General features: G+C 63.3%; 20 protein-coding genes and 2 tRNA genes. 12 read left to right on the forward strand and 10 right to left on the reverse strand.

Going from position 1 to position 22,066, the window contains the following annotated elements; genetic code table 11:
* Positions 1-66 precede the first annotated feature (66 nt).
* The 5 genes from serA to ilvD all read right to left on the reverse strand — a co-directional run bounded on the left by serA (position 67) and on the right by ilvD (position 7,368).
* Positions 67-1,662 (reverse strand): phosphoglycerate dehydrogenase, encoded by a 1,596-nt coding sequence (gene serA / locus CIK75_RS07790; protein ID WP_241895361.1) that lies wholly within the window; start codon positions 1,660-1,662, stop codon positions 67-69.
* 245 nt (positions 1,663-1,907) lie between these two features.
* Positions 1,908-2,933: a ketol-acid reductoisomerase gene (ilvC, locus tag CIK75_RS07795; RefSeq protein WP_198962408.1), complete on the reverse strand. Its 1,026-nt coding sequence runs from the start codon at positions 2,931-2,933 to the stop codon at positions 1,908-1,910.
* Positions 2,934-2,989: 56 nt separating this feature from the next.
* Positions 2,990-3,508: an acetolactate synthase small subunit gene (gene ilvN, locus CIK75_RS07800; protein ID WP_086998562.1), complete on the reverse strand. Its 519-nt coding sequence runs from the start codon at positions 3,506-3,508 to the stop codon at positions 2,990-2,992.
* A gap of 4 nt (positions 3,509-3,512) precedes the next feature.
* Positions 3,513-5,393 carry an acetolactate synthase large subunit gene (locus CIK75_RS07805; protein ID WP_096223544.1) on the reverse strand — a complete coding sequence of 627 codons (1,881 nt, stop codon included), beginning with the start codon at positions 5,391-5,393 and terminating at the stop codon, positions 3,513-3,515.
* 271 nt (positions 5,394-5,664) lie between these two features.
* Complete coding sequence (gene ilvD, locus CIK75_RS07810; protein ID WP_096223545.1) at positions 5,665-7,368, reverse strand: dihydroxy-acid dehydratase; 1,704 nt, start codon at positions 7,366-7,368, stop codon at positions 5,665-5,667.
* 101 nt (positions 7,369-7,469) lie between these two features.
* Between ilvD and CIK75_RS07815 the strand changes: the two genes are divergently transcribed.
* The gene (locus tag CIK75_RS07815; RefSeq protein WP_096223546.1) at positions 7,470-7,973 is read left to right on the forward strand and encodes a hypothetical protein; all 504 of its coding nucleotides are present in this window, start codon (positions 7,470-7,472) and stop codon (positions 7,971-7,973) included.
* A 182-nt stretch (positions 7,974-8,155) separates the two neighbouring features.
* Complete coding sequence (locus CIK75_RS07820; protein WP_096223547.1) at positions 8,156-8,458, forward strand: hypothetical protein; 303 nt, start codon at positions 8,156-8,158, stop codon at positions 8,456-8,458.
* 165 nt (positions 8,459-8,623) lie between these two features.
* Here the strand turns inward: CIK75_RS07820 and CIK75_RS16415 are convergent, their stop codons facing one another.
* Complete coding sequence (locus CIK75_RS16415; protein ID WP_206745476.1) at positions 8,624-8,830, reverse strand: hypothetical protein; 207 nt, start codon at positions 8,828-8,830, stop codon at positions 8,624-8,626.
* Between the two features lie 40 nt (positions 8,831-8,870).
* Here CIK75_RS16415 and CIK75_RS16420 point away from each other — a divergent pair, with 40 nt between their 5' ends.
* A complete protein-coding gene (locus CIK75_RS16420; protein WP_256382353.1) occupies positions 8,871-9,335 on the forward strand; it encodes a DUF6318 family protein in 465 nt (154 codons plus the stop codon).
* Positions 9,336-10,137: 802 nt separating this feature from the next.
* Positions 10,138-10,416 carry a hypothetical protein gene (locus CIK75_RS07835; protein WP_096223550.1) on the forward strand — a complete coding sequence of 93 codons (279 nt, stop codon included), beginning with the start codon at positions 10,138-10,140 and terminating at the stop codon, positions 10,414-10,416.
* A gap of 58 nt (positions 10,417-10,474) precedes the next feature.
* Here the strand turns inward: CIK75_RS07835 and CIK75_RS07840 are convergent, their stop codons facing one another.
* Entirely contained in the window at positions 10,475-11,425 is a 951-nt protein-coding gene (locus CIK75_RS07840) for a 2-hydroxyacid dehydrogenase (RefSeq protein WP_096223551.1), read from the reverse strand.
* 174 nt (positions 11,426-11,599) lie between these two features.
* Here CIK75_RS07840 and CIK75_RS07845 point away from each other — a divergent pair.
* From CIK75_RS07845 to CIK75_RS07880, 8 genes are all read left to right on the forward strand, one after another.
* Positions 11,600-11,672, forward strand: a tRNA-Lys gene (locus tag CIK75_RS07845).
* A 68-nt stretch (positions 11,673-11,740) separates the two neighbouring features.
* On the forward strand, positions 11,741-12,229 hold the full coding sequence (gene bcp / locus CIK75_RS07850; protein WP_096223552.1) for a thioredoxin-dependent thiol peroxidase: 489 nt from the start codon (positions 11,741-11,743) through the stop codon (positions 12,227-12,229).
* Positions 12,230-12,305: 76 nt separating this feature from the next.
* Positions 12,306-12,387 (forward strand) — tRNA-Leu (locus CIK75_RS07855).
* Between the two features lie 109 nt (positions 12,388-12,496).
* The gene (locus CIK75_RS07860) at positions 12,497-14,350 is read left to right on the forward strand and encodes an ABC transporter substrate-binding protein (protein WP_158225923.1); all 1,854 of its coding nucleotides are present in this window, start codon (positions 12,497-12,499) and stop codon (positions 14,348-14,350) included.
* Positions 14,351-14,428: 78 nt separating this feature from the next.
* A complete protein-coding gene (locus tag CIK75_RS07865; RefSeq protein ID WP_241895362.1) occupies positions 14,429-15,922 on the forward strand; it encodes a malate:quinone oxidoreductase in 1,494 nt (497 codons plus the stop codon).
* A gap of 187 nt (positions 15,923-16,109) precedes the next feature.
* Positions 16,110-17,255: an LLM class flavin-dependent oxidoreductase gene (locus CIK75_RS07870; RefSeq protein ID WP_096223554.1), complete on the forward strand. Its 1,146-nt coding sequence runs from the start codon at positions 16,110-16,112 to the stop codon at positions 17,253-17,255.
* Positions 17,248-17,703 (forward strand): MarR family transcriptional regulator, encoded by a 456-nt coding sequence (locus CIK75_RS07875; protein ID WP_096223555.1) that lies wholly within the window; start codon positions 17,248-17,250, stop codon positions 17,701-17,703. The genes CIK75_RS07870 and CIK75_RS07875 overlap by 8 nt, the downstream gene beginning before the upstream one ends.
* 53 nt (positions 17,704-17,756) lie before the next feature.
* Entirely contained in the window at positions 17,757-19,403 is a 1,647-nt protein-coding gene (locus tag CIK75_RS07880) for an ABC-F family ATP-binding cassette domain-containing protein (RefSeq protein WP_096223556.1), read from the forward strand.
* A 198-nt stretch (positions 19,404-19,601) separates the two neighbouring features.
* On the opposite strand, the gene CIK75_RS07885 is transcribed toward CIK75_RS07880, so the two are convergent.
* From CIK75_RS07885 to nadC, 3 genes are all read right to left on the reverse strand, one after another.
* Positions 19,602-19,829, reverse strand: coding sequence for a hypothetical protein (locus tag CIK75_RS07885; RefSeq protein WP_096223557.1), 228 nt, complete (start codon positions 19,827-19,829; stop codon positions 19,602-19,604).
* A gap of 114 nt (positions 19,830-19,943) precedes the next feature.
* Positions 19,944-21,134 (reverse strand): cysteine desulfurase family protein, encoded by a 1,191-nt coding sequence (locus CIK75_RS07890; protein WP_096223558.1) that lies wholly within the window; start codon positions 21,132-21,134, stop codon positions 19,944-19,946.
* Positions 21,131-22,042, reverse strand: a complete 912-nt coding sequence (nadC, locus tag CIK75_RS07895; RefSeq protein WP_096223663.1) for a carboxylating nicotinate-nucleotide diphosphorylase — start codon at positions 22,040-22,042, stop codon at positions 21,131-21,133. The genes CIK75_RS07890 and nadC overlap by 4 nt, the downstream gene beginning before the upstream one ends.
* Between the last annotated feature and the right edge of the window lie 24 nt (positions 22,043-22,066).

A 22,066-nucleotide genomic window follows, 5' to 3' on the forward strand; every position in this document is an offset into this window, starting at 1 on the left:
GGCGTGGGGTGCACCGACGATGCCGATGCCCCACACGCTCTGCGGCGGGTTGATGCTGCGCGTGAATTACTCGGAGAGGTCTACTTCGCGGGCCGTGGTGGCGCTAATCGAATCCCTGACCTCATCCAGGACCCCGGCCGGCAGGGAGGAATCCACAGCGAGCACTGCCAGGGCCGGGCCGCCTTCCTCATTGCGGGAGACCTGCATGGCGGCGATGTTGACCCCGTGCTGGCCCAAGGTGCTGCCCAAGGTGCCGATGACCCCTGCCCGGTCCTGGTAGATCAGCACGATCATGTGTTCGGCGATCGGAATCTCGAGTTCGTACCCGCCAATTCCGACCAGCTTCTCGATCTGCTTCGGCCCCGTCAGGGTGCCGGTCACCGAAATCTGCTGGCCGTCGGACAGGGCGCCCTTCAGGGTCAACGCGTTACGGTATTCGGGTGATTCGGTGGTGGTGACCAGCCGGGTGGAGATCCCGCGCTGTTCGGCCAGCACGGGGGCGTTCACATAGGAGACCTGGTCGGAGACGATATCCCGGAAGACGCCCTTCAGCGCCGAGAGTTCCAGCACCTTGACATCGAGTTCGGCAATCTCCCCGGCCACCTCGACATCCAGGGAGGTGAGCGAATCCACGGTCAGCGCGGTGAAGATGCGTCCGAGCTTCTCGATCAGCGGGATGCCGGGGCGGACCTGTTCGTCGATGACGCCGCCGGCGACGTTGACCGCGTCGGGGACGAGTTCTCCCGAGAGCGCCTGGCGAACCGATTTGGCGACCGAGACGCCCGCCTTTTCCTGGGCTTCCGCGGTGGAGGCGCCGAGGTGGGGGGTGACGGTGACGTTGTCGAAGTCGAAGAACGGCAGGTCGGTGCTGGGTTCTGAGACGTACACATCCACCCCGGCGCCGGCGATCTGGCCCTCTTTCAGCGCGGTATACAGGGCGTCCTCGTCGATCAGGCCGCCACGGGCGACGTTGACGACGTAGGCGCTGTCCTTCATTTTGCCGAAGGCCTCGGCACCCAGCATGCCCAGGGTTTCGGGGGTTTTGGGCATGTGGATGGTCACGAAGTCCGCGGTGGCCAGCAATTCGTCGAGTTCGAGCAGGCGCACCCCCATCTGCTGGGCGCGGGCGCTGGTGACATAGGGGTCATAGGCGACCACATCCATGCCGAAGCCCTGCAGCCTCGCCGCCACGAGGGCGCCGATGCGGCCCAAACCGATGATGCCCGCGGTCTTCTCATAGAGTTCGACGCCGGTGTAGGCCGAACGCTTCCAGGCACCGGATTTCAGCGAGGCGTTGGCCGCGGGGATCCTGCGGGCCAATGAGACGATATGCCCGACGGTGAGTTCTGCAGCCGAGATGATATTTGAGGTCGGGGCGTTCACGACCATGACACCGGCCTGGGTGGCGGCCTTGATGTCCACGTTATCCAGTCCGACGCCGGCACGGGCGATCACCTTGAGCTTGGTCGCGGCGGCGATGGCCTCGGCGTCGACCTGGGTGGCTGAACGAACCAGGATCGCCTCGGCGTCCACGATGGCCTCCAGCAGCTGGGTTCGATCGGAACCATCGGTGCTGCGGATCTCAAAGTCCGGGCCCAACGCCTGGACGGTGGCGGGCGAGAGTTCTTCGGCCAAGAGGACGACGGGCTTGGTTTCTGACACGGAGGTGGCACCTTTGCGATCGACGGATGCGGATCGGGGCCGGGTCGTTCGGTCCCGAAGGTCCAGATTATCGTCCGGGGCCTCCCCTGCCCGTGTGCAAGTGCGGATATTACGATCAGCGATGCCCGGGCCGGCGAATATGACGTGCTGGTTCCCACACATGACCAGAAAAGGCGATCGCCCGCCCCGTCGGAACGGGACGGGCGATCGCCGTCGTGCTGTGGGTGCCCCGGGGCGCTGTCGATCTAGCGGGCGGTGACGCCGTCGGTGTAGTCGTCGTCGGTCTGGATCCAGGAGAACAACTTGCGCAGGTCCCGGCCGGTGGACTCGATCGGGTGATCCTCGCCCTTCTTGCGCAGCTCAAGGAATTCCTTCCCGCCGGCTGCCTGGTCATCCATGAAGCGCTTGGCGAAGGAGCCGTTCTGGACGTCGGCGAGGACGGCCTTCATGTTTTCCTTCACCTCGGGGGTGATCACCCGCGGGCCGGAAACGTAGTCGCCGTATTCGGCGGTGTCGGAAACGGACCAGCGCTGCTTGGCGATGCCGCCTTCGACCATCAGGTCAACGATGAGCTTGAGCTCGTGGAGGACCTCGAAGTAGGCGATCTCTGGCTTGTAGCCGGCTTCGGTCAGGACCTCGAAGCCGTACTGCACCAGCTGGGAGGCGCCGCCGCAGAGCACTGCCTGCTCGCCGAAGAGGTCGGTTTCGGTTTCTTCGGTGAAGGTGGTCTCAATGACGCCCGCACGGGTTCCGCCGATGCCCTTGGCGTAGGAGAGGGCCAATTCCTTGGCCTGACCCGAAGGGTTCTGTTCCACGGCGATGAGGTCCGGGACGCCACGGCCTGCTTCGAATTCGCGACGGACGATATGGCCCGGTCCCTTGGGGGCGACCATGGCAACGTCGACATCTGCCGGCGGCTGGATGTAGCCGAAGCGGATGTTGAAGCCGTGCCCGAAGAACAGTGCGTCGCCGGCCACCAGGTTCGAAGCGATCTCGTCCTGGTAGACCTTGGACTGGATCTGATCCGGTGCCAGGAGCATGATCACATCTGCTTCGGCTGCCGCCTCGGCGACACCCACGACCCGCAGGCCCTCTGCCTCGGCCTTGGCGCGCGAGGCTGATCCTTCGCGCAGGCCGACGCGGACGTCGACGCCGGAATCGCGCAGGCTCAGCGCGTGGGCGTGGCCCTGCGAGCCGTAGCCGATCACGGCCACCTTGCGGCCCTGGATGATCGAAAGGTCTGCGTCGTCGTCGTAGTACATGTCGGTCACGGTGATAACTCCTTGGTGCTATTCGGTATCTGAGTCTGGAAGTATTTTGTTGGTGTTCAGGCGGAGACCGCACGCAGGGCGCGGTCCGACATCGATTTGGAACCGCGGCCGATGGCCAGGGTGCCGGATTGAACGATTTCGCGGACCCCGAAGGGTTCCAGGACGGCCAACAGCGCATCGAGTTTATCCGGGGTGCCGGTGGCCTCGATGACCACTGAGTCCGTGGCCACGTCCACGATGGAGGCCCGGAAGAGGTCCGCCGCCTGGGTGACCTGCAGCCGGGTGGCTGCGTCGGCACGCACCTTGACCAGGATATGGTCGCGCTGCACCGAGGAATCGGGGGTCAGTTCAACGATCTTGATGACGTTGATCAGCTTATTGAGCTGCTTGGTCACCTGCTCGAGGAGGTCTCCTTCGGCGTCGACCACGACGGTCACCCGAGACATCCCGGGCACTTCGGTGGGGCCGACGGCCAATGAGTTGATGTTGAACGCCCTGCGGGCGAACAGACCGGCCACGCGGGTCAGGACGCCGGGGACGTCCTCCACGAGCACTGAAAGGGTATGGCGTGCCATGGTCCTAGTCCTCCTCTTCCCATTCGGGGGTCATGCCGCGGGCGATCTGGATCGCATCATTGCTCACGCCGGTGGGGACCATCGGCCACACCATGGCGTCGGCACTGACGACGAAGTCGATCACGACCGGACGGTCATTGATTTCCAGCGCCTGCTGGATCGTGGCGTCGATGTCCTCATCGCGTTCGCAGCGCAACCCCACGCAACCGTAGGCGTCGGCGAGTTTGACGAAATCGGGCACCCGCGCCGTTCCGTGACCGGTGTTCAGGTCGGTGCTGGAGTAACGGCCGTCGTAGAACAGGGTCTGCCATTGGCGGACCATGCCCAGGGAGGAGTTGTTGATGACCGCCACCTTGATCGGGATCTTGTTGATCACGCAGGTCGCCAGTTCCTGGTTGGTCATCTGGAAGCAGCCGTCGCCGTCGATGGCCCAGACCACGCGGTCGGGGTTGCCGACCTTCGCGCCCATGGCCGCCGGAACGGCGTAGCCCATCGTTCCCAGGCCACCGGAGTTCAGCCACTGGTGGGGGCGTTCGTACTTCACGAACTGTGCCGCCCACATCTGGTGCTGGCCGACCCCTGCCGCGTAGACGCCTTCGGGCCCGGTCAGGGCACCGATGCGTTCGATGACCCGTTGCGGTGCGGTGAGACCGTCCTCGGTTTCGGTGAAACCGATCGGGTAGGTCTTGCGCAACCGGTCCAGGGTCGACCACCACTGGGTCAGATCCGGGTGGCCGTCGCTGGCGAACCGTGCCCGGCAGGCTTCGGTCAGCTCGGGCAGGATCTCCTTGACCGAGCCGACGATCGGAACATCGGCGGTGCGGTTCTTGGAGATTTCGGCGGGGTCGATATCAGCGTGGATGACCTTGGCATACGGGGCGAAGGTGGACAGCACCCCGGTCACGCGGTCATCGAACCGGGCGCCGAGGGTGATGAGCAGGTCAGACTGCTGCAGGGCCGTGACTGCCGAGACCGAGCCGTGCATGCCGGGCATCCCCACGTGCAGGTCATGCGAGTCGGGGAAGCCGCCGCGGGCCTGCAGGGTGGTGGCCACCGGGGCTCCGACCAGTTCGGCCAGCTCGATGAGCTCGGCCGAGGCATGGCCCTTGATGATGCCGCCACCGACGTAGAAGGCCGGGCGTTTGGAGGCGCCGATCAGCTTGGCGGCCTCGCGGACCTGCTTGGCATGACCACGCACGACGGTGCGGTAGCCCGGCAGGTCAATCTTTGGCGGCCAGGAGAAATCTGCCTTGCCCTGCTGGGCGTCCTTGGTGATGTCCACCAGGACCGGCCCCGGCCGTCCCGTGGCGGCGATATGGAAGGCTTCGGCCATCACCCGCGGGATATCGGCGGCCTTGGTCACCAAGAAGGAGTGCTTGGTGATCGGCATGGTGATGCCGACGATGTCCGCCTCCTGGAAGGCGTCCGTACCGATGAAGGCCGAATGCACCTGTCCGGTAATGGCGACCATGGGGACCGAGTCCATATGGGCGTCGGCAATGGCGGTGACGAGGTTGGTGGCGCCGGGGCCGGAGGTGACGATGCATACCCCGACTTCCCCGGTGACCATGGCGTAGCCCTGTGCCGCGTGGCCTGCGCCCTGTTCATGGCGGACCAGGACATGGTTGAGCCTGGTCGAGTCCATCAGTGGGTCGTAGGTGGGCAGGATAGCCCCTCCCGGCAACCCGAAGACGTCTTTGACGCCCAGTTCTTCCAGCGAGCGGACGATGGCTTGTGAGCCAGTCATCTCAGTGGGTGCCACGGTGTTATTCGGACCCTGGACAGGGTTCGAGGCATCCACGGTGGAAGAGACAGGAGCATGATCCTTGGCACGGCCGGCGGCCTGGGCCACCAGTGACGGGCTGATGGGTGTTCCGTTACTCATCGGATATTCCTTCTCTTCTCTAGTTCTGCGCATAAAAATACCCCGCTGGCCATCATGGCTTCAGAGGGGTTCGCGCGTCACCGTGTCCTACAAACGAGGCTTAGGCTCCGCGCTTGGTAACTAGTAGGACTTCGGTTCGGATCTGCATGTCTTCAGTTTCCCCGGTGCTGCGGGGGCTGTCAACGAAACCCACTGCCTGTCTCAACATGTGGACGCGACGTCCAGTCCGTGGACATGCCCGGTGCCCGGACGTCGCATCCCGTTGCCTTAGTTAGCCACAGTAGGCTCCCGTGCTGGCGGACTTCACGAGCTTGGCGTATTTGCCCAGCACGCCGGTGGTGAACTTGGCCGGCAGCGGCTCCCAGCCTTCACGGCGGGATGCCAGTTCCGCTTCGTCCACCAACAGGTCGAAGGAGCGGGCGGCAATGTCCACGCGGATCCTGTCCCCGTCCTTGACGAAGGCGATCGGGCCGGCGTCCACGGCTTCGGGTGCCACGTGCCCGATGCACAGGCCGGTCGTCCCTCCGGAGAACCGTCCGTCGGTCAGGAGCAGTACGTCCTTGCCCAGCCCGGCCCCCTTGATGGCTCCGGTAATGGCGAGCATCTCGCGCATTCCGGGTCCACCCTTGGGCCCTTCATAGCGGATGACGACGACGTCGCCAGCCTTGATCTCACCCTGATCCAGCGCGTCCAGGGCACCCTGTTCGCGCTCGAAGACGCGGGCGCTGCCCTCGAAGACGTCAGCGTCGAAGCCGGCGCTCTTGACGACCGCACCCTCGGGAGCCATCGACCCCATGAGCACGGTGATCCCGCCGGTGGCGTGGATGGGGTTGTCCAGCGCGCGCAGGACGTGTCCGTCCAGTGCCGGGGGCTCAATATCGGCCAGGTTCTCGGCCACGGTTTTACCGGTAACTGTCAGGCAGTCCCCGTGGATCAGGCCCGCGTCGAGCAGTGCCTTCATGACCACCGGAACGCCGCCGATCTTATCGACGTCGTACATCACGTATTCGCCGAAGGGCTTCAGGTCCCCCAGGTGCGGGATCTTATCGCCGATGCGGTTGAAGTCCTCGAGTTTGAGGTCAACGTTTGCTTCGCGGGCGATGGCGAGCAGGTGGAGCACTGCGTTGGTGGAGCCGCCGAAGGCCATGGTCACGGCGATCGCGTTCTCGAAGGCCTTGCGGGTCATGATGTCGCGGGCGGTGATGCCCTTGCGCAGCATGTTCACCACGGCTTCGCCGGACTTGCGCGCGAACATATCGCGGCGGCGGTCCGCCGAGGGCGGGGCTGCTGAGCCGGGCAGCGACATGCCCAGCGCCTCGCCGATGCAGGCCATCGTGTTGGCGGTGTACATGCCGCCGCAGGCTCCTTCGCCCGGGCAGATGGCCCGTTCGATGGTGTCCAGATCCTTTTCGCTCATCTTGCCTGCAGCACAGGCCCCAACGGCTTCGAAGGCGTCAATGAGAGTGACTTCCTTCTCCGTGCCGTCCTCGAGCTTGGCGGTGCCGGGCATGATCGATCCGGCGTACACGAACACACTGGCCAAATCGAGCCGTGCCGCGGCCATCAACATGCCGGGTAGGGACTTATCGCAGCCGGCCAGCAGGACCGATCCATCGATGCGTTCGGCCATCATGACCGTTTCCACCGAGTCGGCGATGACCTCACGCGAGACGAGAGAGAAATGCATGCCCTCGTGGCCCATGGAGATGCCGTCGGAAACAGAAATGGTGCCGAACTGCATGGGGAAGCCGCCACCTGAGTGGACACCTTCCTTGGAGGCCTGCGCCAACCGGTTCAGGGAGAGGTTGCAGGGAGTAATTTCGTTCCACGAGCTGGCCACGCCAATTTGCGGCTTGGCGAAGTCGTCGTCTCCCATGCCGACCGCGCGGAACATTCCGCGGGCCGGGGCCGCATGGATGCCGTCGGTGACGGCGCGGCTGCGTGGCTTGATGTCTATGGTGCTGTCCTGGCTCATAAACCAGAGTCTAGAACTCCCCGGCAAACGCAACGAACCCGTGACCTGCTTTTGAAACATTTGCCCTGAACTATCAGTCCATTCCCTTTAGGATGGACGGCATGGGGAAAACAGACAGTGACGTCAGCGCGCCCGAGACGACGGAAGACTCGACGCTCAAGGCCCATCTGCACCGCGCCTTCGATCAGCAGATCCCTAATTTCGGTAGCTACAACCTCGTCTACGCGACGGGGCGTGCCGGTGAAGGCGGCAAATATATTGTCGGATACCGACGCGAGCCGATGGAAATCCTTGTTGCCCCCTTGCATGCGGGGACGTTGGCGGCCCTTGAACCAGCCGTGGCGATCAACCTGACCAACCTCAGTCATTTGGCCGAGGATCGTGCCGGTGGCCACGAGGTGGGGACCAGCACCGGTCGCGTCTACCGCTTCGAGGTTGCCCCGGAAACGACAGTTGATCTCCCACCCGCCGCGACCAGTGCCCCGGGCACCCGGGTCAGACTCCGGCAGCACCACGACGCCGAGGACTTCTCGGCGTTTTTCGATGAGTTCCTGACCCTTTTGGACGGTTTCGGTGAGTCAGGAAACCTTGTCGGGGACCAGTAGTCGCAATCAGAATTATTCGTTGATCCACGAAACCCGTTTCGCGTTTGCGTCGGTGGCGTCCAGATATTATCTTTAGACCTTGTTTATCGTGCTGCCAGCAGTCGGAAGGACATGGCAGTGCCGTAGCGCCTTGGCGGATTCCTACCCGAGTTTCCACGACCGCGAGTACAGGCAGGGGCGCCATGCTTCAAGAACACGAAGGCAGAAATCCCCTCGAGGATCTGGGGCAGGGCAGCACTCCCCGAGATACGTCCCTGACCTCCAGTGCCGGCTGCCAGTCTTTGAGCCTTGCCACCACGGCATACTCCCTTGAGCGCATTCTCGGCCTGCTCGAGATGCTCGGGTTCGAAATCGACCAGTACATGAGGCTCCACATTCAGCCTGGCGATGCGGATGACGAAGTCGCCGTGTCGTGGATGCATACGGCGCTGGAGGACGTTTCCGCCACTCTCGTCGGCATCTCCGGCCAGCCCCAGCATCGCTAGGACTCCTGACTCCACCAGCTGCGGAGGCTAGTCGCTGCACCTGGAATAGGCGTCCACCGCATCTTCGCTGGTCACCATTGGCCAGTATTTTCCCTTTCAAGGTTGCCCCCAACACTGAGTTGTGGATAACTATTCAACCGCGTTGATTTCCGGGCTAGGGTGCTTTTACGCCCGTTTCATTGTCGAACCCGGAGGCCTCATGCCGGTCACGATCGCAAGAAAGACGCTCAGCAGATTCGCCGTTGGAGTAGCCATCGCCATCGCCCTCAGCGCCTGCTCGCCCTCGGACGGCGCAGAAACCACGAATTCCAGTGACGCCAAATCGTCCTCATCCCCAGCCTCAGCGTCAACAGGCAATAAGAACAGCAGCACTGCTGCCTCCCCCACAACGAAGTCCGCCTCACCAACTCCGATAGCCGCAAGCTCCGATGGCCCCGCCAAGAATTGGCCCGTGCCAAAAATGCCTGTAAAGGCCAAGAAGCACGACCTTGAGGGCGCAGCCGAATTCACCAAGTACTACTTCGAACTTATCGAATACACCTCGGTGACCAACGAGTCGAAACCCATCAGCAAGGTTTCCTCCTCGGACTGCGAACTATGCGACGAGGCCATTATCGAACCTGCAAAACACAACAAGGAAAAGGGCGGCTGGAACACGGGCGGCGCGTTCGATCTTTCAATCAGCTCTGCTCAAAAGGAGGGACCAGATGAAGTCTGGGTCTCCTTCACATACATGCAAGCAGGAGGCCAAGTTTACGATCCAGACAAAACCGTACGGACGACTCTCGAGGAAACCTCAACGCCCGTCGTCGGTTCCTTCTTTTTGGGATGGAAAGATGGATGGCGCGTCAACTCGGTGGAGTTCCCTGAATCATGAGCGTCCAACAATGAACACCAAAGTCGGTTGTTTTCGCCCCGTTTGGGCCATTATTTTTGCGTTCGCGCTGGCACTAGTATTCGGCGGGAACGCTGCCTTCGGCGCCCCTCAGACAAGACAATCCAATGATGACTCTGGGGCGATAATTGGATTCGAGAATCGGCATGCTACAGCGACAAAAGACGCGTCTATCGCTCCTCGAAAACGCCACCAAAACAAGGTGGGGAGTACGCGTAAGACCGACGTTTCGCCAAATAGACCACCAAAAGGACGTGCTGGTGCAGCTAAGAAATCAACGGCAAAGGCTCCTTCGAACTCTATGAAATACAGAGTCTCGTATTCGACTACCTGCGCCCTACAACTTGGTGGCAACGGAAGCTGCAAGACATTTGATGAAGCTCCATGCTCTGACAATCAACCACTGAAAGTCCGCACTATTCGGACCCCGGCCGGCGCACTCGTATCACGGGACACCTATTGCAAAACGGAGCCTCCACCACAGGCGCCCGAAGGTTCGCCTGCGCAACCAGAAGATCTTCAGCGTGCAGTCCAAGAGCAAAGGACCACCGAAGTCACTCCTGCAGAGTTTCAGAGTTTTCCCATTCATGGTTCTCAGGTTGACAGCCAGCCCTCAGGATTCTCCCTCCGGAATGGTCACGCACACCTGTACGCAACTCCAAACCCTCAGACATTCGACGTCGATATTTATGACGAACCTGTTCGTGTCCGGGCGATCCCCCAGTCCTACCTCTGGAACTACGGCGACGGCCACAGCAGAAAACTGCAAAAACCCGGAAAGCCCATGCCGAATCACACCTTCGATCAATCGACGGACACCAGCCACGTGTATGAGGAGACCGGCGATTTCACCATCCAACTGAACACCGCCTATCGCGGCGAATACTCCGTCGATGGCGGGCCATGGATGCCAATTCCCGGTACGGCTAGCGTCCCGAGTGACCCCATGCCCATGAGCGTTTGGCGCACCAAGAAACTCTTGGTCGACCAGGACTGTGCCAATAACCCCGGTGGCCCGGTCTGTGATTCACCGTTCCTCCGAGAGAAGTCCGCGGCGAAATAGTCATCGGTTCGCTAGCTCAGCGGAACACCACAGGTCTTGCCGCGAGTCATGCGTCGACCTAGAGCAGGTGCTCACCCTGATGCACGAGATTCTTCGGCCGCTCCCCCGCAGCCATGCTGGCCATCTGCTCACGAAGCAGCTGGGCGATCCGGGGTGGGAAGGCTTCAGTATTACCGCCGACATGCGGCGTGATCAACGCGTTCGGGAGCTTCCAAAGCGGGTGATCGCTGGGCAAAGGCTCGGGGTCGGTCACGTCGAGGGCACAGTGCAGTCGCCCTGATGCGACTTCCGCTGTCAGCGCATCGGTATCGACGACCGGGCCACGGGCCACGTTGACGACCACTGAGCCGTCTGGCAATGCGGCCAAGAGTTCCCGACCCAACAGGTGGTGGGTCGAATCGTTGAGCGGAACGATGGCAATAACGGCTTCGAGCCCGGGGGCAAGCTCCATCAACTCGTCCAGACCGTGCACCGGCCCATGTTCGTCGGTTCGAGCGTGGGTGCCGATACGAACCAGGTCAATCTCGAAGGGTTCCAACCGGCGTCGAATTTCCTCGCCGATTCCGCCCACCCCGATCAAACCGACCCGGCGATCGGCCAACCCCTTCCAGCGTGCCGAATCCCAGGTGCCAGTCAGCTGGTTCTGTGCCGCTTGGCCCATTCCACGCAAGGCCGCTATCAGCAGTCCGACGGCCAGTTCCGCGGTGGCAGCTGCGTGGACTCCGTGCGCCGAGGCAATGGCGATGTCTTCGCCTACTGCGTCCATCACGCCGTCGTAGCCCGTGGATTGGGTGTGGACCAAGCGGAGATTGGATGCTTTCCGAACGTTTCCCCACCGTTTCTTTGAGGCCATCGAGTACGGCAAAACCACCGCTCCGATATCTTCCAGCGCAACTCCCTGAGGTTCGCTGTCCAAATCCCACACTCCGCAACGCACGCCCCTAGGCAGCGGCGAGCAGGCATCGAGCAGGTCGTGGTCAGGGACAGTAAAGGTAGAGATGGGTTCCATGCACACAGCTTAGGATTCATCACCGGCACGACCGCCAATTCGGGTCTGAAAATTCCTAGAAATGTGACGCGGAACCCATTCAGGGAAGCGATTTTGCGCGGTCGGAAAAGTGCTGGTAATGTTTCATCTCGTTGCAAAGCGCGGCCTCGCAAGGGATTCGCAGGAAGCAATAATGCACCTCTAGCTCAATTGGCAGAGCAACTGACTCTTAATCAGTAGGTTTCGGGTTCAAGTCCCGAGGGGTGCACAACAGATAAAAGAGGCCGGCCGCGAGGCTGGCCTCTTTTTATATATCCAGACACTTGGAGGAAGCCCATGACCACCCCATCCCAGCGCCTCGCCGTCGGCGAGCCAGCGCCCGCTTTCACCTTGACCGCCGCGGACGGCTCCGAGGTTTCGCTCTCTGACTATGCCGGACGGAAGGTCGTCGTCTACTTCTACCCGGCGGCCATGACCCCCGGCTGCACCAAACAGGCCTGTGACTTCCGCGACTCGCTCTCCTCGCTGGCCGCCGCCGGCTACCAGGTGCTGGGAGTATCACCGGATTCACCGACGAAACTGGCGAAGTTCACCGAGAAGGAAACCTTGACGTTCCCCGTGCTTTCGGATGAGGACCACTCCGTCGCCGCCGCCTTTGGCGCTTGGGGCGAAAAGAAGAACTATGGCCGCGTCTATGAGGGCCTGATCCGCTCGACGATCGTGGTCGGCGAAGACGGAAAGGTCCAGCTCGCCCAGTACAACGTCCGCGCCACCGGCCACGTGGCAAAACTGCACCGAGATTTGGGGCTCGACACCGTTTCTTAAGTGCGGGCGCCAATTCACGGTTCTTGCAAGGGGTTCCGTTACACTGGTTGAGGCCTTCCGCATGTAGAGGGCCTCAGCGAGCGTGGCGGAATTGGTAGACGCGCTGGATTTAGGTTCCAGTGTCTTAGGACGTGGGGGTTCAAGTCCCCCCGCTCGCACTAGGTGATGATGCACGACGACAACGAAGCACCCATCGGCTCGTCGCAGGACCGTCATTGGCCCCGCAAAACACAACGGGATGCGCCCCTAGACAAGGAGCAAGTGAGCGTGGAGTCCACCAACCGCCCCGGCGACGTTCAGGGCCCTGGTACCTCGTTCTCCCGGGGAATTCGCCCCTCGCGCCGCGCGGTGTTGGGCCTCGGCTCCATCGCCATGGCGGGGCTGGTCGGCTGCACGAAGGCCACGACACCCGAAGAACTGCCCACCGCGGCACCTCCCTCGACGTCGATCGTGAAGAACCTGGAAATACGGTTCGGCACCCCTGCGGCACCGGCCATCCTGGATCCGGCCCTCGCCTCGGATAACGAATCCTTCCGGGTCACCCGACAAATCTTCGAATCCCTGATCAGCGTTGACCCGGATACCGGGGCCCCCACCCCGGGGTTGGCCACCGAGTGGAAGATCAGCAAAGACGGACTCACCTACACCTTCACCTTGCGCGACGGGGTTTCCTTCCACGACGGCACGGAGTTCAATGCCGATGCCGTCGTTCACAACTTCGAACGATGGGCCAACCTTCCCCAGGATCTCGGAGGAAAGGTCGGTCAGGCTTTCGAATCGGTCTTCCACCACACCGAGGTGCAGCCGGCCGGCGACACCGGCATTGCGCAGGACTCCCAGGCGGCCACCCAATCCATGCTGCTCTCCCCCAACGTCCTCGGCGGGTTGAAGCTGACCAAGGATTCCAGCAAGGAATCGGCGCCGAAGGACAAGTTCAAGACGGTGACGGCCAGTTACTACGACAGTTGCCGCGCCGTAGACTCCCACACGTTCGTGCTGAAATTGACCAAACCGATCACCGGTTTGATCGACGCCCTGACCCTCCCGGGTTTCGGCATCGCTTCCCCCTCCGCGCTCCGCAAGTACAAGGCCGACGAGGCGAAGAAGGATGCTTCGGGCAGTCTCAGCACCGGTTTCAGCCGGCACCCGGTCGGCACCGGCCCCTACCTCTTTGATGAAGCAGAAGCTGAATCGGTCACCGTGGTCGCCAACGAGGACTACTGGCGACACAGTACCCAGATCGGCAGGGCGACCTTTGCCGTGCTGCGGGATCCCTCCTCGCGTTTGCAGTCCCTGCGGAGGCAGAAGATCGCCGCCTATGACATGGTCACCGTCGGCGAATTGCGTGAGCTCGTTCGTGAGGGCCAGCAGATCCTGCAGCGTGACCCGTTCTCCATCCTGTATCTGGGGATGAACCAGTCCAACCCCTTGCTGGCAGATCGGAAGATCCGTCAAGCAGTGGCGCATGCCGTGAACCGGCAAGAGCTCATCCAAAAGTTCTTCATCTCCGGGACGAAGGAAGCACGGAGTTTCGTACCGCCGAGCCTCGGGGTGCCCGACGGCCAGACCTATCTCGGCTATGACGTCCCCAAGGCCAAATCCTTGCTGAAAAGTTCCTCATACGACGGCGAACCAATCCCCTTCACCTATCCGTTGAATGTCACTCGCGCCTACCTGCCGATGCCCGAGCGGATCTATGCCGAAATCAGCGCCCAGTTGACCGCCGTAGGGTTCAACATCAAGCCGTACCCGATCGATTGGGAAGACGGCTATATGGACAACGTCGTCAACGGACGGCGTCCCGGCTTCCATCTGTTGGGCTGGAACGGCGGCTACCGGGATCCGGACAACTTCATCGGTACCCTCTTTGGCACCACGTCACCGGAATTCGGCTACGACGCCCCGAAGGTGCGCGCAAAGATCGTCAAGGCGCGTTCGATGCCCAACGGGGACCCACGGGCCACGACCTACCAGCAGATCGGCGAACAGCTGGCGAAAGATCTGCCCGCCCTCCCGCTGGCTTACCCGATTTCCGCCGTCGCGGCCGACGATACGGTCATGCATTACCCCACCAGTCCCACCCTGGACGAGCCGTTTGACCGGGTGAGGCTCGCCACCTAGGGCGGCTCAGGGCACCCCCTGATTTCATGGCGGTGATCTGACCGCGCTAACCTTGGCTTAAGCCACCAGAGTCGTCGGATGGAGAATCCTGTGCCGAGCCAAACCACCTCATCGAACGTTGATATTGCCCTGATCGGCGGTGGGGTCATGAGTGCAACGCTGGGAACGCTCATCAAGCAGCTGGAACCCAGCTGGGATATCGCCCTGTTCGAGAACCTTGATCAGGCGGGCCAGGAAGCCTCCGACCCGTGGAATAACGCGGGTACCGGCCACTCGGCACTGTGCGAACTGAACTACTCCCCACTCGGCGCCGATGGCAAGGTCAACCCCGCCAAGGCAGTGGGCATCAACGAACAGTGGCAGGTCTCCCGCCAGTTCTACTCCCATCTGGTGGACCAGAAGCGGATTTCCACTCCCAGCTCCTTCATCAATCCGCTGCCGCATATGAGCTTCGTCCACGGCTCCGACAGCGCCGACTACCTCCAGAAGCGTTACGACTCACTGCGCACCCAGCCGCTCTTTGAGCAGCTGGAGCATACCGAGGACCTCGCCACCATCGCCGAATGGGCTCCGCTCGTGGCCGAAGGGCGCAACCCCGGCGAACGGGTTTCCGCTTCCCGCGTTCTGGGCGGCACCGACGTCGACTTCGGCTCGCTGACCCGCCAGCTGGTTGCCAACTTGGGTGAGGACGGGGTCGATCTGAACTTCGGCCATAAGGTCACCGGGCTGGAACGCAACGGTGCCGGCTGGACGCTGACCGTGAAGAACAGGGCCACCGGGGATCAGCAGACCGTGAACGCGAAGTTCGTGTTCGTCGGTGCCGGTGGCGGCGCCCTGCACCTGCTCCAGGCAGCAGGCATCCCCGAGGCCCATGGCTTCGGTGGTTTCCCGGTCTCCGGACAGTTCCTGCGCAGCACCAACGAAGATGTTATTTCCCGCCATCATGCCAAGGTCTACGGCCAGGCGTCCGTGGGCGCCCCGCCGATGTCTGTCCCGCACCTGGACACGCGCTTCGTCAACGGCAAGCGTTCGCTCATGTTCGGTCCCTACGGCGGATTCTCGCCCAAGTTCTTGAAGTCGGGTTCCTACCTGGACCTGGTCGCCTCGGTTCGTCCCGGTAACCTCATCCCGATGCTCGCCGTCGCCAAGGACAACCTCGGCCTGGTGAAGTATCTGGTCACCGAGGTCCTCAAGAGCCGCGAGGCCAAGAACGAGGCCCTGCGCGAGTACTACCCCAATGCCTCGGGAGACGGCTGGGAACTGATCACCGCCGGCCAGCGCGTACAGGTCATCAAAAAGGATAAGAAGCGTGGCGGTATCCTGCAGTTCGGTACCGAAGTCATCACCAGTGCCGACGGCTCGATCTCGGGGCTGTTGGGCGCCTCCCCGGGCGCTTCGACGGCTGCACCGATCATGATCGAGGTCCTGCGTCGCTGCTTCCCGCAGAACTTCGCCGGCTGGGAATCCAAGCTCACCGAGATCGTCCCCAGCTTCGGGGTCAAGCTCAACGAAAACCCCGACCTGCTCGCCGAGGTCACCGCGGCAACGAATAAGTCGCTCGGGCTCACATAGGTTTTCAGTGTTTTCAACGGTGGGACGGGTGCGACCCGTCCCACCGTTCGTTAACGGCAGCCCCTTTCACCGCGTCGCCACACCATCGGGCCCGTGACTTGGGAATACCCATGAGATGACTGATGTTCTTATATGCAAATGCATATATCTTCTGACATACTGAAAGTCAGATCCACGAAGGAGCACCATGGAAATCGGCGTCTTTTCGGTTAGTGACATCACGGCCGACCCCACCACCGGTCAGCTGCCGACCGAGCATGAACGCATTACCGCGATGGTGGCGATCGCGCGGAAGGTCGAAGAGATCGGGATGGATGTCTTCGCCATCGGCGAGCATCACAACCCACCGTTCTTCTCGTCTTCGCCCACCACCGAGCTGGCCTATATTGCCGCCCACACCGAACACATCACCCTCTCGACGGCCACCACGCTGATCACCACCAACGATCCGGTGAAGATTGCCGAAGATTTCGCGATGCTCCAACACCTTTCCGGGGGCCGCACGGATCTGGTCCTGGGACGAGGGAACACCGCCCCGGTCTATCCCTGGTTCGGGAAGAGCTCGGCGGATGCGGTGGAACTGACCGTGGAGAACTACCACCTGCTGCGCCGGCTCTGGGACGAGGAGAACGTTTCCTGGTCCGGTAAGCACCGCACGGCGCTGCAGAACTTCACCTCCACTCCCCGCCCGTTGAACGGCGTCGCCCCCTTCGTCTGGCACGGTTCGATCCGCACACCCCAGGTTGCCGAAATTGCCGCGTATTACGGTGACGGGTTCTTCGCCAACAACATCTTCTGGCCCAAGGAGCACTACCAGGAACTGATCGGCCTCTACCGTCAGCGCTTCGAACACTATGGTCATGGCCGGGCCGATCAGGCCTATGTGGGCCTCGGCGGTCAGTTCTACCTGGCCGAGAACTCCCAGGACGCCGTGGCACAGTTCCGCCCCTACTTCGACAACGCCCCGGTTTATGGCCATGGGCCCTCCCTGGAGGACTTCACGTCCCAGACCCCGCTGACCGTGGGCAGCCCGCAGCAAATGATCGAGAAGACGCTCACGTTCCAGGAGTACTTCGGGGACTACCACCGTCAGCTCTTCCTCGTCGATCACGCCGGCCTGCCGCTGAAAACCGTGCTGAACCAGTTGGACCTGTTCGGCGAACGGGTGCTGCCCGAGCTGCGTGCCGAATACGCCAAACGCAAACCCGCAGACCACCCCGAACCCCCGACCCACGCCAACCTGCTGGCTGCTCGGCGGGCAGGCATCAAGCCGGCCACCGCCCGCAACGAGGTCCCGGTGCCTGAAAAGACCCCCGAGGAGTCCCATGTCTAGGCCCGCCACCCTCCGTGAGACCACCCAGGCCTGGGAGTCCTTGTTCCGGGCCCAGGTGACCATCATGCGACGGCTCCAACGCCATCCGTCGTTCAAACGGTTGACGATGCGCGAATACGACGTGCTGGTCACCCTCGAACGCTGCCCCGAGGGTGGGATCCGTTTGGGTGAGCTCAACGAGAACGTCCTGCTCAGCCAGCCGAGCCTGAGCCGGATGGTTGACCGGCTCGAGGCCAAGGGTTTCATCACCCGTGCCGCCGACCCGCAGGACCAGCGCGCGATGCGGCTCTGGCTGACCGAGGCCGGCAGCGCCATCCAACGCGAGATCGGCCGCGAACATGTCCGCCATATTCACGAGGTGTTGGGCTCCGCCCTGGACGTGACCGAATTCGCTGAACTGACCCGGCTGACCCGCAAACTCGGCGCTTCGGTCCAGGCCAGGGACTGAGGGCAGGCGGCGACCGGTCGGGACCGGGGGTGCAGCGTCCTTAGAATGGTGGGATGAGCGCCCACCTCGTGGCCAAGGACCTCTCCGGAGGCCATGCCCACCGCACCCTGTTTTCGGATCTGAACTTCACCGTTGCGCCCGGCGACGTCGTGGGGGTGGTCGGCGCCAACGGGGCCGGTAAATCCACGCTGCTGCGTCTGCTCGCCGGCCTCGACACTCCTCAGGGCGGATCGGTGGCCGCATCCCCACAGGGGGCCTTCATTGGCTGGCTGCCCCAGGAGCACGAACGCCTCCGGGGCGAAAGCATCGCCGCCTATCTGGCCCGACGGACCGGTTGTGCTCAGGCCACCGCGGACATGGAATCCACTGCAGAGGCACTCGGTTCCGGCATCCGCGGCGCCGACGACGCGTACTCCGCGGCCTTCGACCATTGGATGGCCTCCGGCGCCGCCGATCTCGAAGACAGAATCGCCCCGGTGCTCGCCGAACTGGGCCTGCTGGTGGACCCCACGGCCTTGATGACGTCGCTCTCCGGCGGTCAGGCGGCACGAGTAGGGCTGGCGGCGCTACTGCTGAGCCGCTTCGACCTGGTCCTCCTCGACGAACCCACCAACGACCTGGACCTGTCCGGGCTGGAACGGTTGGAAGCCTTCGTGCGGGGGCTGCGCACCGGCGTCGTGCTGGTGTCCCACGACCGCGAATTCCTCTCCCGCTGTGTGACCCGGATCGTGGAACTGGATCTGCCGCAGCAGAAGGTCTCGGTCTACGACGGTGGCTATGACGCCTATCTCGCCGAACGCGAGGTCGCCCGCCGTCATGCCCGCGAAGCCTACGACGAGTTCGCCGAGAAGAAGTCGGATCTGGTCTCCCGGGCCAGGACCCAACGCGAATGGTCCTCCCAGGGGGTACGTAACGCGATGCGCAAGGCACCCGATAACGACAAAATTCGTCGTCGGGCCAGCGCCGAGTCGTCGGAGAAGCAGGCGCAGAAGGTCAGACAAATGGAGTCGCGCATCGCCCGGCTGGACGAGGTGGAGGAGCCGCGCAAGGAATGGGTGCTGCAGTTCTCCATCGGCACCGCCCCCCGCTCCTCCTCGGTGGTGGCCACGCTCAACGACGTGGTACTCACCCAGGGGTCCTTCACCTTCGGGCCGGTCTCGCTCCAGGTCAATGCCGGGGACCGGATCGGTATCACCGGGCCCAACGGTGCAGGAAAGTCCACGCTGTTGCGCCTGCTCTTGGGATCCACCGCCCCCGAGTCGGGGACGGCGTCGTTGGGTGCCAGCGTGGCGATCGGCGAAATCGACCAGGCCCGCGGGCAGCTGGACGAGTCCCTGGACTTGGGGGCAGCCTTCGAACAAGTGGTCCCGGAGATGGGGTCCGGGCAGATCAGGACCCTCCTGGCCAAATTCGGCTTAAAGGCCGATCAGACGGCCAGCCTGGTGGGCGACCTCTCCCCCGGCGAACGGACCCGGGCGTCACTGGCACTCTTGCAGGCGCGCGGGGTGAACCTGCTGGTCCTGGACGAACCGACCAACCATCTGGACCTGGCAGCCATCGAACAACTCGAGGAGGCGTTGGAGTCCTACACCGGGGCGCTCCTGCTGGTCACCCACGACCGACGGCTCCTGGAGAACGTGAGTCTGGACCAACGCTGGAGCGTGGAGAACGGGCGGGTCGGCGTCGAAGTCGCCCGCTGAACAGCCTCCACTCAACAGCTCCCACGGCCGGGGCGCTGAAGCCAGGCACCCGGCTTCTCCACGCGCCACCATTCATATGGTCCCTAGCAGACCGCGGACTCCGGTCCCGCCAGCACCGGCCACTCGGTGCCCATCACACCGACCGGGCCTAGGACCAGGCCCAGTCGACCGGGGTCCGGCGTCGCGGGGATGCCTGGTTTAGTAGTGTCCCGGGTGGCGGCGCTTCGTCATCCCGATGACCCCGAAGATCACCATGACGAGGCCGACGATAACTCCGAGCCAGAGCGAGGTATGGGTCTGGTCCACGAAGGGGTTCTGCACCAGCACTGCTGAGATCCCGTAGATCGCCATGATCACGATTCCCAGCACAAACCAGACGATGCCCGTGCGGTCACGGCTCTTCGTTGTCGTATTATTCGTTGCCATGGCAGGCTCCCTTCCACCGGTGGAAGAGGCGGCCGGCTGATCCGGGAGTCTCTTCGTCATGCAATTCGGAGCCGTCGCCGCACCTAGTGTGCGGAAACGGTCGATACTTTTAAACTACGCCTCCGAGGTGGGCGCGGCAATGTGGGGGCCTGTGTCGGTCACTGTTTGCACCGCCGCGATGACGGCGCGGGCCGCTGTGGTCAGTTGCACGTCGGTGGTCTCGGCGGTGAAGCTCAACCGGACAGCGGTGCGGGCCAGATCGGGGTCCAGCCCCAACCCCAGCAGAACCGGTGAGGGTTCGGTGGATCCGGCGGCGCAGGCCGACCCCGAGGAACAGATGATGCCGCGCCGTTCAAGTTCCAGCAGGACCGTTTCCCCGTTGGCCCCGGGGAAGGTGAAGGAGACGATGCCCGGCACCCGCTGCTGGCGGTCTCCGGTGAGCACCGCTGCCTCCTCCCCGGGGCGCCTTCCGGTGTTGAGTCCTTCCAAGACGGTATCGATCAGATAGTTTGCCTTGGTTCGGGAGTCCTCGAAGCCCGCCACCGCCGAGGTGGCCAACCGTAGTGCGGTAGCCGTGGAAACGGCGCCGGCCACGTTTTCGGTTCCCGAACGGCGTCCGCGTTCCTGCCCGCCACCGTGCAGTCCAGGTTCCACGGCCAGTTTCCCGCGGATCATGGCCAGCCCGGCCCCCTTCATCCCGCCGAGCTTATGACCCGAGATGCTGAGGGCGTCCAGGTGCTGGGCCAGTTCGACCAGGGGCAACCAGCTGGCGGCCTGGACGACGTCGCTATGCATCAGCGCTCCGACGGCTCGGGCGGCTGCCGAAATCTCGGCCAGGGGTTGGATGGTCCCGATTTCGTTATTGACCGACATGACCGTGACCAGTGTCGTGTCCTCGCGCAGCAGCCCGGAGAGCACCGCGGGATCCACCAGGCCCTCGGAACCCACGGGGACGACGTCGATGCTGAACCCGTGGTGACGGTGCAGGTAGTCGCAGGCTTCACGAACCGAGGAATGTTCGATGGCGGAACGCACCACGTGCCTGCCGCGCGGGTTGGCCAGGGCCAGACCAATGATCGCCAGGTTGTTCGCCTCGGTGCCGCCCGAGGTGAACACGATGTCCCCGGTGCGCACCCCCAGGGTGCTGGCCGCCGTCGTGCGGGCATAGGTCAGGGCCCGGGCAGCGGTCTCCCCGAGAGAGTGGGTGCTGGAGGGGTTACCGAAATCGCGAGCCATCAGCGGCCAGATCAGTTCGAGGATTTCCTGCTTCACCGGTGTGGTGGCTGCGGCGTCGAGGTAGATCACGCCCGCACCGTTCCCTGCCCTGCCACGGCGTCGGTAGCGGCGGTGGTGGCTGCGGCGCCGCCGATGCGGACATCGAGCCCCAGATCCAGGGACCTGACCGAATGGGTGAGCGCACCGGAGGAGATGACGTCGACCCCGGTGGCTGCCAGTTCGGCGACGGTTTCCAACGTGACGTTCCCCGAGGCCTCCACGTAGGCGGCACCGTTGATGCGGCGGACGCCTTCGATGAGGTCGGCCGGGGTGAAGTTATCGAGCATGATCGTATCCACCCCGGCGTTCAGCACCGCGTCGAGCTGGTCGAGCCCATCAATTTCCACCTCGAAGTGCACGGTATGTCCGAGCCGGGCCCGGGCTGCGGTCAGGGCCGCCGTCAGCTCGGCACCGGTACCCAGCAGAGCCAGATGGTTGTCCTTGGCCATCACTGCCTCGGAGAGCGACCCACGGTGGTTATGCCCCCCGCCGCAGCGCACCGCATAGCGTTCCAGGGCGCGCAGCCCGGGGGTGGTTTTGCGGGTGTCGGCGATCCTCGCCGACGTCCCTACGGCGGCGTCGACGAAGGCTCGGGTGAGGGTGGCGATCCCCGAGAGGCGTTGGAGCAGGTTCAACGCGACGCGTTCACCGGCAAGCACCGAACGGGCCGACCCACTGACGGTGGCCAGAACGTCTCCGGCGGCAAAGGGCTGCCCATCGGCGAGCGCGAGGTCCACGGTGATGGCCGGGTCGGTCAAGACCATGGTGGTGGCGAAGACCCCCAAGCCGCTGGCGATGCCCGGTTCCCTGGCGATCACGTCGGCGGTTGCCGTGGCATCTGCGGGCAGCAGGACATTACCGGTCAGGTCGCCGGTGGGGTTGTCTTCGGCGAGCGCGGCTTCGACGATGTTCTCCACGACGCGTTGCGGCACGGGCATCGGTTCGGTCACGGCGACTGAAGG

It is taken from the genome of Glutamicibacter sp. BW78 (assembly GCF_002332245.1).
Classification (GTDB): Bacteria; Actinomycetota; Actinomycetes; order Actinomycetales; family Micrococcaceae; genus Arthrobacter_H; species Arthrobacter_H rhombi_A.

Bases quoted from the DNA above. Each gene is read 5' to 3' on its own strand.
- CIK75_RS07875 (WP_096223555.1), top strand. From the start codon at position 17,248: ATGTCTAGGCCCGCCACCCTCCGTGAGACCACCCAGGCCTGGGAGTCC.
- nadC (WP_096223663.1), bottom strand. From the start codon at position 22,042: ATGCCCGTGCCGCAACGCGTCGTGGAGAACATCGTCGAAGCCGCGCTC.
- CIK75_RS07870 (WP_096223554.1), top strand. From the start codon at position 16,110: ATGGAAATCGGCGTCTTTTCGGTTAGTGACATCACGGCCGACCCCACC.
- bcp (WP_096223552.1), top strand. From the start codon at position 11,741: ATGACCACCCCATCCCAGCGCCTCGCCGTCGGCGAGCCAGCGCCCGCT.
- CIK75_RS07865 (WP_241895362.1), top strand. From the start codon at position 14,429: ATGGAGAATCCTGTGCCGAGCCAAACCACCTCATCGAACGTTGATATT.
- CIK75_RS07885 (WP_096223557.1), bottom strand. From the start codon at position 19,829: ATGGCAACGAATAATACGACAACGAAGAGCCGTGACCGCACGGGCATC.
- CIK75_RS07805 (WP_096223544.1), bottom strand. From the start codon at position 5,393: ATGAGTAACGGAACACCCATCAGCCCGTCACTGGTGGCCCAGGCCGCC.
- CIK75_RS07880 (WP_096223556.1), top strand. From the start codon at position 17,757: ATGAGCGCCCACCTCGTGGCCAAGGACCTCTCCGGAGGCCATGCCCAC.
- CIK75_RS07835 (WP_096223550.1), top strand. From the start codon at position 10,138: ATGCCGAATCACACCTTCGATCAATCGACGGACACCAGCCACGTGTAT.
- CIK75_RS07820 (WP_096223547.1), top strand. From the start codon at position 8,156: ATGCTTCAAGAACACGAAGGCAGAAATCCCCTCGAGGATCTGGGGCAG.
- CIK75_RS07840 (WP_096223551.1), bottom strand. From the start codon at position 11,425: ATGGAACCCATCTCTACCTTTACTGTCCCTGACCACGACCTGCTCGAT.
- CIK75_RS07815 (WP_096223546.1), top strand. From the start codon at position 7,470: ATGGGGAAAACAGACAGTGACGTCAGCGCGCCCGAGACGACGGAAGAC.
- ilvN (WP_086998562.1), bottom strand. From the start codon at position 3,508: ATGGCACGCCATACCCTTTCAGTGCTCGTGGAGGACGTCCCCGGCGTC.
- ilvD (WP_096223545.1), bottom strand. From the start codon at position 7,368: ATGAGCCAGGACAGCACCATAGACATCAAGCCACGCAGCCGCGCCGTC.